At 59.8% G+C, this 14,906-nt stretch carries 12 protein-coding genes; 6 read left to right on the forward strand and 6 right to left on the reverse strand.

Annotation, left to right across the window (positions count from 1 at the left end):
• Window positions 1–95 precede the first annotated feature (95 nt).
• Window positions 96–3,173 (reverse strand): AsmA family protein, encoded by a 3,078-nt coding sequence (locus tag LGH70_RS13385; protein WP_226186443.1) that lies wholly within the window; start codon window positions 3,171–3,173, stop codon window positions 96–98.
• Between the two features lie 262 nt (window positions 3,174–3,435).
• Here LGH70_RS13385 and LGH70_RS13390 point away from each other — a divergent pair, with 262 nt between their 5' ends.
• Together LGH70_RS13390 and LGH70_RS13395 are read left to right on the forward strand one after the other, a co-directional pair.
• Window positions 3,436–4,509: a PorP/SprF family type IX secretion system membrane protein gene (locus LGH70_RS13390; protein ID WP_226186446.1), complete on the forward strand. Its 1,074-nt coding sequence runs from the start codon at window positions 3,436–3,438 to the stop codon at window positions 4,507–4,509.
• A 68-nt stretch (window positions 4,510–4,577) separates the two neighbouring features.
• Window positions 4,578–5,840: an SUMF1/EgtB/PvdO family nonheme iron enzyme gene (locus tag LGH70_RS13395; protein WP_226186449.1), complete on the forward strand. Its 1,263-nt coding sequence runs from the start codon at window positions 4,578–4,580 to the stop codon at window positions 5,838–5,840.
• Between the two features lie 87 nt (window positions 5,841–5,927).
• Here the strand turns inward: LGH70_RS13395 and LGH70_RS13400 are convergent, their stop codons facing one another.
• From LGH70_RS13400 to LGH70_RS13415, 4 genes are all read right to left on the reverse strand, one after another.
• Entirely contained in the window at window positions 5,928–6,629 is a 702-nt protein-coding gene (locus LGH70_RS13400; protein ID WP_226186450.1) for a ComF family protein, read from the reverse strand.
• 106 nt (window positions 6,630–6,735) lie between these two features.
• Window positions 6,736–7,800, reverse strand: coding sequence for an NADPH dehydrogenase NamA (namA, locus tag LGH70_RS13405; RefSeq protein ID WP_226186452.1), 1,065 nt, complete (start codon window positions 7,798–7,800; stop codon window positions 6,736–6,738).
• A 78-nt stretch (window positions 7,801–7,878) separates the two neighbouring features.
• A complete protein-coding gene (locus tag LGH70_RS13410; protein ID WP_226186455.1) occupies window positions 7,879–8,487 on the reverse strand; it encodes a pentapeptide repeat-containing protein in 609 nt (202 codons plus the stop codon).
• A 44-nt stretch (window positions 8,488–8,531) separates the two neighbouring features.
• Window positions 8,532–8,945, reverse strand: coding sequence for a hypothetical protein (locus LGH70_RS13415; protein ID WP_226186459.1), 414 nt, complete (start codon window positions 8,943–8,945; stop codon window positions 8,532–8,534).
• A 617-nt stretch (window positions 8,946–9,562) separates the two neighbouring features.
• Here LGH70_RS13415 and LGH70_RS13420 point away from each other — a divergent pair.
• Window positions 9,563–11,365, forward strand: coding sequence for a serine hydrolase domain-containing protein (locus tag LGH70_RS13420; protein WP_226186461.1), 1,803 nt, complete (start codon window positions 9,563–9,565; stop codon window positions 11,363–11,365).
• A gap of 160 nt (window positions 11,366–11,525) precedes the next feature.
• Window positions 11,526–12,554, forward strand: a complete 1,029-nt coding sequence (locus tag LGH70_RS13425) for a Gfo/Idh/MocA family oxidoreductase (RefSeq protein WP_226186464.1) — start codon at window positions 11,526–11,528, stop codon at window positions 12,552–12,554.
• A gap of 31 nt (window positions 12,555–12,585) precedes the next feature.
• On the opposite strand, the gene LGH70_RS13430 is transcribed toward LGH70_RS13425, so the two are convergent.
• Window positions 12,586–13,365 (reverse strand): PPK2 family polyphosphate kinase, encoded by a 780-nt coding sequence (locus tag LGH70_RS13430; RefSeq protein WP_226186467.1) that lies wholly within the window; start codon window positions 13,363–13,365, stop codon window positions 12,586–12,588.
• A gap of 178 nt (window positions 13,366–13,543) precedes the next feature.
• On the opposite strand from LGH70_RS13430, the gene LGH70_RS13435 reads away from it, so the two are divergent.
• Together LGH70_RS13435 and LGH70_RS13440 are read left to right on the forward strand one after the other, a co-directional pair.
• On the forward strand, window positions 13,544–14,179 hold the full coding sequence (locus LGH70_RS13435) for an Hsp20/alpha crystallin family protein (protein WP_226186470.1): 636 nt from the start codon (window positions 13,544–13,546) through the stop codon (window positions 14,177–14,179).
• Between the two features lie 282 nt (window positions 14,180–14,461).
• Window positions 14,462–14,845 (forward strand): Hsp20/alpha crystallin family protein, encoded by a 384-nt coding sequence (locus LGH70_RS13440; protein WP_226186473.1) that lies wholly within the window; start codon window positions 14,462–14,464, stop codon window positions 14,843–14,845.
• Window positions 14,846–14,906: the final 61 nt, after the last annotated feature.

The raw sequence follows: 14,906 nt of genomic DNA on the forward strand, positions 1-14,906 counted from the left end.
GAAAATGAAAACGCAGAAGCCTTGACGAATGCAAGACTTCTGCGTTTCAGACAATAATCGGTCCTGTTTTTCCGGCTACTCTTCCCGGCTATCTTCTACTCTCCCGCTTTTGTGCTATCAGCTGGCGTGGGCTCGGGGGCTTTGGCGGCGGGCTTCTTCGGCTTGCCAAACAGGTTGCCCAGCGTCTGGGTAGCCTGACTTTTCAGCTTGGCCTGGGCTTCAAGACGCTTTTTCTCGATTTCCAACCGGGCTTTTTCCTCTAGTTCGGCCCGCTTGCGGTCCAGCTCCTTGCGGGCACTGTCCTGGGCTACCTGCGTATTGGCGGCCAGCTTAAGCTTGGCATCGTTCACCTTGCTTTGCACCACGCTTTGCACCAGGCTCTTGGCCACGTCCTTGGCCTGACTTTTCACGCCCCCGGTGGTCAGGGCTACCTGCGGCGACGTAACGGTACCGCCGATTTTGAGGCCCAGCGTCACGCGCTCCGTGCCTTTGATGTCCTGCACGCCGGTGAGCTGAGTGAGCTTGGCATTCAAAGCGTTACCTACTTTGCCGGTCGGCACGTCGAGGGCCATGACGTACTCCAGGGCGCCACCGATATTGGACGAGCCACCCAGCGTACTCTTAATCTGGCCCACATTGAAGTCGAAAGGCTTCACGATGAAGTTGCCGTTGATCAGTTCGGCGGCCACATCCTTGTTGTTTACAGCAAAGCTTTTCAGCTCCTGCAGCTGGGTCAGGGAGCTGATTTTGCTCAGTACCGGCGAGGCTCCCACGGCGGCCCGCACTACCTCAAACAGGCCCTTGCCCGTGAGCGTGCTGTAGACCGGCATCATGTCCTGGCCCATCTCGCCGCTCACGCTGAAGTTCGTGGAGAAAATGCCCTCTACCTGCGAGGCCAGCGGCACGAGTTTCTTCACCGAGTTGAAGGCCGTGAAGGCATTCTGGAAGTCGAGGTTCTTAATGTTGAGGCCCAGGTTGAACTTGGGGTGGGCCAAATCTTTGCTGGTGTAGCTGCCGGTGGTAGCGAAGTTGCCGCCCAGGGTATTGAAGGTCAGCCCGTTCATGTTCACAGCTTGGTCGCGCACAACCAGCGCGCCCTTCATGTTGTCGAGCTTCAGGTTGTCGTACACCACCTGGCCCACGTTGGCATTCAGCGTCAGGTCGAAGAACTGCGGGATTTCCAGCACGCCGTCGGCCTTGGTGGCGGTGGCCGGCGCTTTGGCGGCCGTGGTGGCACCGGCGCTGGGCTGGCCGCTCACGTTGTCCACCATCCACTCGTTCACATTAAAGCGGCGCGAATCCACGTTCAGGGTGCCGCGCAGGCTCTGGCCGGGCGTAAACAGATAGCCCATGTAGTTCGAAATCGTGCCCGAGGCAGCAATGTCGGACGAGCCCACGAAGCCTGTCATATCGCGCAGCACAATCTGGTCGTTGTTGAACGTAGCCGTGGCTTTGGTCACCTTCACGCCCTGGGGCAGGTCCTTGCTCTTATAGGTCACATTCTGGGCATTCACGGTGCCCGAGGCCACCACGCTCTGGTAGCGGCCGGCTTCGATGTCGGCCATCTTGCCTTTGGCGGCCACGTTGCCGTTCAGGCGGCCCGTCACGGTCATGCCTTCGAGCGGGAAAATCTTGGTGAGCTTGGTCAGATCCACCACCCCTTTAATGTCAGCGTCGAAGATGGGCTTGTCGATGTTCTGGGCCGCCACGCGGCCTTCCAGCGGCTCACCGTCCAGCAGCATCCGGAAGCGGGGAATGTCGATGCGGGTGTCGTTGACCTGGCCGGTGCTGTTCAGCACGGTGCCGTTCAGCGTCAGATTTTCGATGGGGGCCGGAAACTGCTTGCTCTTCACGTAGCCGTTGGTCAGGTTCATCTTGGCATTCACCACCGGCATCTGGGTTTTGGAATAGGTGCCCTTGCCGGTAGCATCCACGAAGAGCTGCCCACGCAATACGAGGTCCTGCACGGGATACACCTTCATCATTTCGGCCAGATCCACGTTGGCTTTCACGCGGCCGTCAATCTTCATCGGCTCCAGCCCGTCAACAATGACGTTGCCCTCCACCGGGTTTTTGCCCAGGTCCAGGTGAAACTGCTTCACATTGACTTTCACGTTGTTGGTGAAGCCCGAGGGGTTGTCCACGTTCATATCCACATTGATGTTGCGGGCCGCCTGGGGCAGCTGCGGGTAGTGGAACATGCCGTTCTTGATCTGCAGATTCACGCCGTAGCCGGGCATCTTCACCTCGTTCTGCACGCCCTTGAAGTAGCCGTCGAAGGCCACTTTGCCACCGGCTTCCACGTCTTTGAACTGCTCGGTGTAGACGCCTGGCACCAAGCTCAGAATGTTCTTGAAGTCGGTTTCAAGGGCCTTAAACGTCAGGTCGTAGGTGATGTCCGTGGCATTGGGCAGGCCGATGCTGCCCTGGAACGACGCCGGAAAGTCGTTGAGCTGCACCTTGTTGTCTTTGAAGGTGAACAGCATTTTGCCCAGGTCCATAGCCATGGTCACATCGGCCGTCAGCTTCTTCTTCGAGATATACTCGGTGCCGGCGTAGGTCATCGAGAGCTGGTCGGCCGTGGTCTGGCTCACCATGTCGAAGATGTTGCGGGTGAAGTCGCCCGAGCCGGAGTGGTTCAGCCCGCGCATTTCCATGCTGAAGGGAATGGTGCGGTCCTCGTAGCGCAGGTGGCCGTTGTTCACTTTCCAGCCTTTGATGGCCAGGCTTACCTGGCTGGTATCCTGGCCCTGGGCCGCCGCGGCCGAATCCGAAATCATAATGTCCCAGTTGGCCCGCCCGCTTTTCAGTACTCTGGCGCTGATGTCGGGTTGGTCAAGCTCAATGGATTTAATCTTAATTTGCTCGCCCCGCACCACGCTCATCAAATCCATCCCGACCCGGAACGAGGGCAGGTAGGCCAGCGTGTCGCGGGCAAACGAGTCTTTACCAATCACGCGCAGTTGGTCGATGCTCAGGGCCAGGTCAGGGAAAGTACTGAACAGGCTCAGGCTTACATTGCCCGGGTCGTACTCCACCTTGGCATTCACGCGCTGGGCCAGCTGCTGGTCGAGGGCCTGCTTGATTTTATCTTTAAATAAGATGGGCGTCAGGGCCACGGCCGCTACCACCACCACTAGGAAGATCAGTAAGCCTAACAGGAATTTGCGCATACGAGTAAAGGAAAAAACGAGGAAGGAGTCGGTGCCAAGCCGCAGTATACTCAGCCCATGACAAAAGTAGTGCAGAACTTACCGGAAGCCCGGTCTTGTACCAGTAGTTTTGCCGCAAACCCCGCCAGCGTCTTCTGCCATGCGGCCCGGCAGAAGCCACCTTGCCTAAAAGATGGATGATTTCGACATTTTAGTTCCACCCCGCACAAGCCGGCATGCACGAAAGCAGAGACCCAACGCGTTAAAGAAGTTGCTTATGCGGATGTACTACATTTCTTCTGCCCGCTCTACCCGCACGGTCGGGGCTCAGCTTCGGTGGCCGCCCCTGGCCCGGTCGGTGCTGGTGCTTGGCATTAGCCTGGCCGGGCGCGGCGCGGCCCAGGGGCAGGATTTGTACTTCGCCCAGCCCTACGCCACCCGGATGCATACCAATCCGGCTTTCACCGGCCTGTTCGACGACTACAGCATCACGCTCAGCTACCGCAACCAGTTCCCGACGCTGGCCGGCACCTTTCAGACCACCCAGCTGGCCGCCGACTACCGGTTTAAAGACCAGACCAGCGCCGTGGGGCTGCTCCTGAACCTGGACCGCACCGGCGCCATCGGCTACACGCGCATTGAGGCGGGCGGCACTTATGCCTACCACGCCCGCCTCACGCCCCAGCTCAGCTTCAGCGGCGGAGCCCAGGTGAGCTACGGTAATCAGCGGATCAGCTATAGCAACCTAGTGTTTGGCGACCAAATCGACGCCGACGGCAGCGTGCAGGGCGGCACCCGCGAAACGCTCGACTACAACCCCGTGAGCTACCTCACCCTCGGCACGGGTGTTCTGCTCTATTCCGACCGGTTCTGGCTGAGCCTGGCGAGCCACCATCTCAACCAGCCCGACCTGGGGTTTCGCAGCCAAACTCAGTTGCCGCTCCGATTGAACTTAACCGGGGGCTATAAACATTTCTTCGTGCGTAACACAACCAAGCAGCAATACCGCGAAATCAGTTTGTCGCCTACAGTCAGCTACACCCGGCAGGGCAGCAGCCAGCGGGCCGAAGCCGGGGTCTACGCCGTGCTGACACCCATTACCCTGGGCCTTATGTACCGGGGCGTGCCTTTGCCGGGCTCAAGCAGCCCGCAGAAGATTCTGACGGCTACGGCTGGCGTGAGTTTCGGCGCATTTCGGCTCGGTTATAGCTACGATGCGAGCCTGAGTTCTTTGAGTGCCGACCTGGGGGGAGCCCACGAGCTTTCATTGGGCCTGCGGAATTTCGATTCGCTGGAAGCAGCCTGGCGCCGGTTGAAACGCCGTAATTACCCGTCAATTCCTTGCCCAGCGTTCTAAAATTTCGTATTATTGCATCCGAATTGCCTTTCATAAATCATTTTCTCTCAGGTAGTTTCAACTTGATCATGAATTTTTCCAAGTACCTGCGTTTTGCGGTAGTGGGAGCCTGTGCGCTGGCTTCCTGTAAGGGTGGACCACCCACGGCTACCAAGCCCGGTAAGTACAGCTCGACTACGGGCATTGAGTACAATACCGAGGAAGGCATGAAAGTGGCCGACTATCAAGGCATTCCGGAAGGCCCTGGTCTGGTCTTCATCGAAGGTGGCCGGACGGTGCTGGGCACCCAGGAAGAGGACGTAACCATGACGCACGACAACATCGAGCGGACCGTTACCATCGCCTCCTTCTACATGGACGAAGCCGAGGTGGCCAACATTCACTGGCTCGAATACCTGCACTTCGTACGCAAGGACTCCTCCGAAGAAATTTACCAGCGCGCCTTGCCCGACACTACCGTGTGGGCCCGGGAGCTGTCCTTCAACGACCCCTACGTTGATTATTACCTGCGTTACCCCGGCTTCCGCTACTTCCCCGTGGTAGGTGTAAGCTGGCTGCAGGCCAACGACTATTGCACCTGGCGTACAGCTAAAGTGAACGAACGCCTGGCTGGCGAAGGTGAAGATGGTGGCAGCGCCCCCAAGAAAAAAGGTGGCCTGTTTGGCCGCAAGAACAAGGAAGTTGAAGGCGGCGATGCTGCTGAAGGCACCGAGTCGGGCGGCGGCACCAGAATTGCCATCGAAAACGGTAACACCCTGCCAAACTACCGCCTGCCCACCGAGGCTGAGTGGGAATACGCTGCTCAGGCTCTGATCGGCACCCAGGAAGTAGGCAACGAGAACCAGGAAAACAAGCGTATCTATCCTTGGGATGGTCGCCAGGTGCGTAACCCCTATGGAAAAAGCATGGGCTCTTTCCTGGCCAACTTTAAGCGTGGCCGCGGTGACTACGCGGGTATTGCCGGTAGCCTGAACGACGGCGCCATGATTACGGAGTACGTATATGCTTACCCACCAAACGACTACGGCCTGTACAACATGTCGGGCAACGTGAATGAATGGGTACAGGACATTTACCGTCCCCTGTCGTTTGAAGACGTGGAAGACTTGAACCCCTTCCGTCGTAATGGCTTCCTGGACCCCTCCGAGAAGTACGACAAGAAGAACTACCAGTCGCTCATCGATGACCACGTGCGCGTGTACAAAGGCGGCTCGTGGAAAGACGTAGCCTATTGGCTGTCGCCCGGTACGCGTCGCTTCATGGCAGAAGACTCGGCTACGGCTGCTATCGGCTTCCGCTGCGCGATGATCAACGCTGGCTCGAACAAGTAAGCGGACTTACATATCCGACAAAAGCCCCGATCTGGAAACAGGTCGGGGCTTTTACTTTTAGATAATATGGGCTGGCAAAGCGGCTGTTTACTGCTCGGCGCAGGCAATGGTGGCAATACTAACTTGGCGGCAGCCAGCAGCCAGTAGCACGGCCACACAGGCTTCCAGGGTAGCGCCGGTCGTCAGCACATCATCGACCACTAGCACGTGCTTGCCGACTACGCTGGCTTTGTTGGCCACTTCGAACACTGTGGCTACGTTTTGCCAGCGCTGGGTGCGGTTTTTCTGAGTTTGGGAGCTGGTGTGTTCCGTACGGCAGAGTGCGGCGGCGTCCCATGGAACCTGCAGACTGGCCGACAGCCCTTCGGCAAAGCAGTCGGACTGATTGAAGCCGCGCTTGGCCAGCTTGCGCGGGTGCAGGGGTACGGGTACTATCAGGTCGAACTCCTGGTTGAGGCCCTGCTGAGTCAGCTCAGTGCCATACCAGCGGCCCAGCACCTGCCCCACGTCGCGCTGGCCCTGGTACTTGAGCTGGTGCAAAAGATGCTGCACGCGGCCGTGGCGCAGAAAGCGCAGGTAGCTGAGAGCATGCGTCACGGGCACCTTGCCCCAGAAGCGGCGGGCTATGGGGTTAGCTGCTTCGGGCAGCTTGTGGTAGTCGGTGTAAGGGAGCTGGGCCCGGCAGGCTGTGCAGATATGGTCTTCGCCCCGGGTCAGGGCCTCGGAGCAGGCCAGGCACACCTGCGGAAAAATCAGGCCCACAAAATCGGCGAACAGCGCTGCTAGCATAGAAAACGATGGATAGAATAAGAAATAGATATAAGTGCCGAAAAGGTACGGATTTAGAGCAGCGAATTGTGAGGTGTAGGGCCAGTTCCTCTGTATATACTTTACACTAGCGCTTGGCGCGGGCATACTGGTCGGGCCAGGCCACGTCGATGCCCAGCTCCTTGGCCGCGTGCAGCGGGAAGTTAGGGTCGCGCAGCATCTCGCGGGCCAGCAGCACCAAATCGGCCTGGCCGCTGGCGACAATGGCTTCGGCCTGGGCGGCCGTGGTGATAATGCCCACCGCGCCGGTCAGGATGCCGGCCTCTTTTTTTACTTTCTCGGCAAACGCCACCTGGTAGCCCGGCCCCACCGGAATAGCAGCTGTGGGTACGTTGCCACCGGTTGAGCAGTCGAGTAGATCTACACCTTGCTCTTTAAGAATAGCGGCCAGCTGTACCGAGTCGTCGTCGCTCCAGCCGCCTTCGGTCCAGTCGGTGGCCGAGATGCGCACGAACAGCGGATACTCGGCGGGCCACTCGGCGCGGGTGGCTTCCACCACCTGCAACAGCAGCCGAATGCGGTTGTCGAACGAGCCGCCGTAGGCGTCGGTGCGGGCATTGCTCAGGGGCGAGAGAAACTCGTGCAGCAGGTAGCCGTGGGCCGCGTGCACTTCCACCACCTGAAAGCCCGCCGCCAACGCCCGCACGGTGGCTGCCCGGAAGTCCGCAATAACTTTATTAATTCCGGCCTGGTCGAGGGCTGTGGGGGCGGGCTGGCCGGCGTGGAAGGGCACGGCGCTGGGGGCTACGGTTTGCCAGCCGCCTTCCTCCGCGGGCACCACGCCGCTGCCTTTCCAGGACGTGTAGGTGCTGGCTTTGCGGCCGGCGTGGGCCAGCTGAATACCAGCTGCGGCCCCGTGCTCCTTCAGAAACGTGGTAATGCGCTGCAGGCCGGGCACATGCTCATCCTTCCAGATGCCGAGGTCGTCGGGGGTGATGCGGCCTTCGGGCGCCACGGCCGCGGCCTCGGTGATAATCAGGCCGGCCCCGCCCACGGCGCGGCTGCCCAGGTGCACCAGGTGCCAGTCGTTGGCAAAACCATCTTCGCTGCTGTACATGCACATCGGCGAAACGGTGATTCTATTCTTCAGGGTAAGGCCGCGCAGGGTAAGCGGCGAAAACAGGCTGGACATAAGGCGCAGAACTAGACTTGAGGAATTAAGCACTCTAAACCCCGTTCGCGAAGCCAGGGTTTTGCCCCGCCCCCGGCGCTACTCCACAATCACCCCGTATTTGCTGACCAGGCCCAGCAGGCCGGTAAGCGTAAACCGGGCCTTGGTCAGCGTGTTACCGTCGGGGTCGATGGTGAACTGGGAGGCCGTGGTAAAGTCGGCGCCGGTGAGCTGGGTGTTGCGGAACACGACGCCAGCCAGCGTGCAGTCCTGAAACGCGGCCTCGGTCAGGTCGGCGCTGGTAAAGTCGGCATCGGTGAGGGAGCAACCCACGAAGCGGGTACCGCGCATCTTCTTGCCGAAAAACGAGGTGTAGTGCAGCTGGCAGCCATTGAACCGCACCTCAAACAGGAAGTCGCGGGCGGCGGCAAACTGCAGGCCCGCCAGCTTGCAGTCGGTGAAAGTCACGTTCTGCAGCCCGGTACCCGCCAGGCTGGCCGACGACAGGTTGCAGCGCTCAAACAGACAGTCGGTGAAGCGCAGCTGGCCCAGCGGGGCCCCGGAAAAGTCGCACCCCACGAAGTGGCACTGCTCAAACTCGGGGTCGGGGTGAGAAGCCAGCGTGTGGGCATCCCAGCGTTCAAACCGGTTTTCGGGCGCAAATACAAGGGGCTTGCGCGAAGCCGAGGCAGGGCGGCGGTGTTTCATAGTGGTACGGAATCAGGCAGAGAGTAAGGGCCGGGCCCGTTTGTTTAGACCTGGCGCAGCAGCCAGCTCAGGGCTTCCTTTTCTTCCACGAACCGCTCCCCCACGAAAGGCTTGTCGAGGAAGTAGGCGGCGGGCGGAAAAGCAGCATCGGCATCCTGGTCGCGCAGCGTGACGGGCGCCAGCAGATAGGCCAAATAGGTGCGGCCCCCCAGGCGCAGCTGCAGCTGGGGCAAAAACGTGGAAACCATCCACTGCGCGCCTTCCCGGTCGGTATTGAAGCGGCGCCGCCCATCGAGCAGCCAGCGGCGGCAGCCATACTCGGCCGCGTACTCGAGCAGCAGCCGGTAGCCCTGTTGCATTTCGTCCACGGTAATCAGCCGCTGCCAGCGCACCACCAGCACCTGCAGATCGGGGCGGTAGGTGACGGTCAGAAAATCGGGCGGTGTGGGCAGCGTCATGCAAAGGGGCGGTAAGCCGGCAAAGCTACGGCGCAGCTTAGCAAGTTGTAACCCCAACCGCAAAGTTTAATATGGGGACAAAAAAACAGGCACGAGACAAAGCCTCGCGCCTGTAAACAAGCGGGTTGAGTACCAAGACACCAACCACTACTTGCCCGGAGCTGACGCCGAAGCGCCGTGCAGAGAAGTGCTGTGGGAGAGTAAAGCCAGCAGGAACGGCTTACCCAGAGACTCCAAAAAGCGCCTTGCTGCCACCGATAAGCCTGCTGACTCTACCGCCAATTTCCTTCGCTTAGGGAGCCTGCGCAATACCTACTTGTTGGTATTTTGCGGCGAAGCGTAGCCAGCGCCACAATACAGCCATAAGTATTACGCGGCTCTCAAACGTGCCATAATTCTATTGGGGCGCAAGCTTGTGGGGCTGGTTTAAGTTGGTATGGCGACAGGAGTGTCTAGCAATCAGAGGGATAGTGGGTGTTGTTTCCCTGAAAATCACAATTTATTCTTTTTTATTGCGTGCGTCTTTTTCGGAATAATCCAATAAACTTGTAAATCAGTCGGAAGACTGCGCCGGCCTTGAAAGGCAGGTTTTGCGTGTCATTTGCCCCGTTGGATTTGTGAAGAACTTACTGGCCCTGCTGCTGGGGTTGCTGGCTCTGCCGGCCCTGGCTCAGACGGGCGCCTCAACGCCTCAGCTTGCCCATTGCGACGCTGCCATTGAGCAGTTTATGCAGCGCTGGAAAATTCCGGGGGCCTCAGTGGCCATCAGCCGGCACGGCAAGCTGGTGTATAGCCGGGCCTTTGGCTACGCCGACCTGGGCCGCACCGTACCCATGCGGCCTTCCCACCTGATGCGGGTGGCCAGCGTGTCGAAGCCCGTGACGGCCACGGCCATCATGAAGCTGGTGGAAGACGGCCGTCTGGAGCTGAGCCACAAGGCGTTTGGCCCCGAGGGCTACCTGCAGTCGGACTATTACACCAGCGCCATCCGCGACGAGCGGGTGTACGACATCACGGTGCAGCAGCTGCTGGAGCACAGCGCCGGCTGGAACCGCAACAACGGCACCGACGGCTTCAGCAGCTCCGACCCCATCGACTTCCCCCTGCACGTAGCCGATGCGCTGAGTGCCCCCAACCCCGTCGGCGACTCGACCATGGTGCGCTTTCTGCTCACCAAAGGTCTGGATTTCAAGCCCGGAGCCCGGTTTGCCTATTCCAACGTGGGCTACCTGGTGCTGGGCAAGATTCTGGAGAAAGTAACCGGACAATCGTACGAAACCTGGGTGCGGGCCAATATTCTGGCCCCGGCCGGTATTCAGGAAGCGCACCTGGGCCACAACCTGCTGGCTGATAAGAACGAGCGCGAAGCCGAATATTTCAGCAAAGACCACCGCGCCTCGTGCTACGGCACCGGCAAAAACGTGTCGGCGGCCTATGGCAGCTGGAACCTGGAGGCCATGAATGCCCACGGCGGCTGGCTGTTTTCGGCCCGCGACTTGGTACGCTTTCTGGTAGCTACTGACGGCAATCCGGCCCAGCCCGACGTGCTGGCTCCGGCCACTGTGGAGCAGATGCGGGAGCCTTCGGAAAACAACCGCCACTACGCCAAAGGCTGGATGGTCAGCAAGAAGGTGAGTTGGCACACCGGCAGCCTCGACGGCACCGCCAGCTGCGTGGCCCAAACTGCCGATGGCTACACCTGGGCCATTCTGCTGAATGCCCGGGCCAACCCCAACCGCTTCTGGAATGACCTGGAAAAGCTGGGCTGGGAGTGCGTGGAAGGCGCTACCGAGTGGCCCACGCAGGATTTCTTTCCGCCCACCCAAAATGCCAGCCACCTGCGCGGCACTATCTTGCCCACGGGCACGGCGGCCCTGCGCTGGACCAACGGCAACGGCTCCCGGCGCCTGGTGATTCTGCAGGAAGGCAGCCCGGTGGCCGCGCTGCCCCAGGACGGCACCAGCTACGCACCCGATGCGGCCTTCGGGCACGGCTCGGCGCTGGGCAAAGGCGCCTACGTAGTAGCCGCCGGCCCCGACAGCACGATAAGCCTGCGGAATCTGGCGCCCAACAAGACCTACTACGCCCGCGTGGTCGAGTACTTACAGAACGATACCACCGGCCAACAGGCCATGTACGCCCTGGACGGCAACCCGACCTGGCAGTTTCATACCCCGGCTGCCCCTTCGCTGTTAGCCAAGCTCAGCCACACCTCGGCTAAGAAAAAACCCGCCGTGAAGAAGCCGGCGGTGGCTCAGCATAAGGCCAAAGCGGCCAGCGTAAGCAAAACAGCCGCTAAAAAGCAACCCCTGGCCCCGGCGCCGGCCAAAGCCGATGCACCCACCAGTACCTCGGATTCCTACCTGAACCGGCTGCGCACCAAAGGGCGGGAACTGCTGAAGTGGTTTGCCAAAGCCTAAGCTGGCGAGCTGATCTGGAAGGCGGCAAGAGCGTATACAGGGCGTAAAAGTCCGGCTGGTCCGTGTACTTTGCGGGAAATGACGGCCGCCGGTTCCGGCCGGAGCCGTTTCTCTCGTCTGCCTACCGGCTGGTTCCGCCGCTTTTACTCGCTCTTCTCTTATGACACAGATTCGCACCGGCCTGCTGGCCTATGGTATGTCGGGTAAGGTATTTCATGCCCCATTCGTGGCTACTCACCCCGGTTTCGAGCTAAGCGCCGTGACGGAGCGCAGCCGCAAAGAAGCCCGGCAGCAGTATCCCGAAGTCGTGAGCTACGACAGCGTGGAAGCTTTGCTGGCCGACGAGAGCCTGGAGCTGATTGTAGTGAACACGCCCAGCAACACCCACGCCGACTTTACCCGCCAGGCTCTGCTGGCCGGCAAGCACGTGCTGCTGGAAAAGCCCGTGGCCACGTCGCCCGAGGAGGTGCGCGAGCTGTGGGCCCTGGCCCGGCAGCAGGGCAAGCACCTACTGGCCTACCAGAACCGGCGCTGGGACAGTGACTTCCGGCTCGTAAAGCAGGTGGTGGAAAGCGGGCAGCTGGGGCAGCTCATCGAAGTCACCTTCCGCTACGACCGGTTCAAGAGTACGCTGAATCCCAAGCCGTTCAAAGAAACACCCCTGCCCGGCAGCGGCCTGCTCTACGACCTGGGGCCCCATTTGCTCGACCAGGCCATCAGCCTGTTTGGCCAGCCCCTGAAGAGCCGCAAAACCACCGGCCGCTTCCGCACCAGCACCCAGGTCGACGACTACTTCTCCATTCAGCTGCTGTATTCGGGCTTCACCGTCACGGTGGCTTCGGGCCTGCTGATGGCTGATCCGCTGCCAGCTTTTGTGCTGCACGGAACCCAGGGCAGCTTCCGCAAAAACCGCAGCGACGTGCAAGAGGCGCAGCTCATCAGCGGCCTTTCTCCACTGGCTCCTGAGTATGGCATCGAGCCCGCCGACCAGGCCGGTACGCTCACGGTAGCCGGCGGCAACGACGTGAAGACCACCACCGTGCTGCCCGCCGAGAAGGGTGACTACACCGGCTTGTTTGATGCCGTCTATCAGACCATTCGCCACGATGTGCCTTATCCCATCCGGGAGGAGCAGCTGCTGTGGCAAAATGAAATTCTGTCCCAGACGGACGACGTGTGGGTGCTGTAGAATTTTGTAGACTAAGCAGTTATGCGCTTGCTCAACATTCCCGGGGCCGGGCCATCTTGTTGGCCGGGTACTGCGGGTTCAGGGCGTGCAGCGTGTCGCGGAGCACTTTGGCCACTACGTAGGCTTTGTACCAGTTCTGGTCGGCGGGCACCAGGTGCCAGGGGCAGCTGGCGGGGTTGCAGTGCCGGAACACATCTTCGTATGCGCGCCGGTAGAGCGGCCATTTCTTGGCTTTGCCCGCGTCGCCGGCCTCGTATTTCCACTGCTTGGCCGGGTCGTGGAGGCGTTCCTGCAGCCGCTCGCGCTGCTCTTCCTCCGAGACGTGCAGGTAGAACTTGAGCACCGTGGTGCCCGCCTGCTGCAATAGCTTCTCGAAAGCGTTGATGGCCGCGAAGCGCTGCCGCGCCACTTCCGCCGGTATCAGCTTGTTTACCCGCGTGATGAGTACATCCTCGTAGTGGGAGCGGTTGAACACCTGTATCATGCCGTGGCGGGGCACCTGCTGATGCACCCGCCACAGGAAGTCATGGGTCAGCTCCTCGGCGGTAGGTTCCTTGAAGGAGTACACCCGCACACCCTGGGGGTTGATGCCGCTGAACACCTTTCGAATCAGGCCGTCTTTGCCGCTGGCGTCCATGCCCTGCAGAATGACCAGTACGCTCCGGCGGTTTTCGGCGTAGAGGCGGTTCTGCAGCTCCGCCAACTCCTGCCGCAGGTGCCTGGTTGCGCGCTGCGTGTCACCTTTGTGCAGGCCCTGCGGGGCGCGGCTCGCCAGCTGGGTCAGGTCGAAGAAAAGGGTTTTGGGGGCCATGGCAGGGGCGGCGGAAGGTGGGCTAAGTGGGCGTAAAGCAGGATGCCATCAACTCACAGCCTGTTAGTTACGGGTAAAAATTCAGCCAAAAAAAGTTGATCTTCTGTGTAACCCTGCTCCATGACAAAGACGTAGAAAGCGCGTTTTTTCTGTTTCACCATTTTAACTAACCACTATCATGGCTATCCAGAAATTTCAGGATTCCTTTTCTGACATGATGCCCGGCTCCTTCAGCACCATGTTAGACCGGTTCTTCAACGACTCACTGGCTTCGCGCGGCCGTCTGTCCAGCTTTTCCCCACAGATAGACGCCTACGAAACCGAGCGAGGGTACGAAATTGAGGCCGCTTTGCCCGGCATGAAGACCGAAGACATCAAAGTCGACTTCCAGCAGGGGCGCCTGAGCATCTCCGGGGAGCGGCACTTCCGGAATGAGCAGAACCAGCGGCGCTACCACATGGTCGAAAGCTCGTTCGGCTCCTTCCACCGTTCCTTCCAGCTACCCGACACCGTAAATCCGGAGCAGATCCAGGCCCGCTTCGAAGATGGTATTCTGCACATCACCGTCCCGAAAGACGAGCAGAAAACCATGCGCCACCAGATCCAGATTATGGGTGGCCAAAACAACTCGGCCCAGGGTCAGATGTCGGAACGGGTGGGGCAGCAGGCCTCTGATGTAGCGGTGCAAAACGGCGACAATCCGGCCGAAAAGGCCGACGGTAAACAGGCTGAGCAAGGCCAGCGCCCGGCTTTTCAGACCAGCGTGCAAGGGCGTAGTACCCGCAACACGCAACGTTCGAACTCGGAAGCCTAAACTGCTAAGGCTGCTTCCAGCAAACTAGTCCAAAAGGCCTCGCAATGCGGGGCCTTTTGTTTTATTATAGTACTGAATTACAGATTGTTGTCGCGGGCTTTGATTAGAGCGACGTATCGTCAGCAAGGGAGTAGTTACCGCCTGATTATGCCAATGTGACTGCAATGATAACGACCGAAGGTGAATGTAAAGACATTATGACCGGCAAAAGGACTCGGAATGCCTTAATCCAGGTTGGTACAGCGTTTGTATTTAAGCTCTCAACTAAGAAAGGAAATAGCCATGAATCTGATCAGCAAAGAGTTTATTCGCAACATTGCCCCCCAGCTCGACTTGCTCAATACGTTGGGCGGCGGCACGGCCCAGGCGGCGGTGCGCATAGATACGCGCGAGCAGGGCATTGTCATTCGGGTGGCCGTGCCGGCCGTGAGTCCCGAGAACTTCCACGTGGTGCTCGACAACAGCCGCCTCACGGTGTACTGCGAGTTCCGTCATCAGCCCGAGGATAAGCTGGCCGCTCCGCTGTTTGCCCACACCCTGGATCTGCCCGCCACTCTCGACCTGGCCCGCATCGACGCGGTACATAAGGGTCACGAGCTGCAGGTGCGTATTCCCTACAAGGATGCCGCCGCTCAGAAGCGCGAAATCGAAATCAAGCAGCGCTAGGAATCTGCTCCTGCTGCACTATTCATACCGTCGGGGCCGACCGACACCATTGTTCCACCTG

Origin of the sequence: Hymenobacter nitidus (assembly GCF_020447315.1) — a bacterium.
GTDB lineage: Bacteria > Bacteroidota > Bacteroidia > Cytophagales > Hymenobacteraceae > Hymenobacter > Hymenobacter nitidus.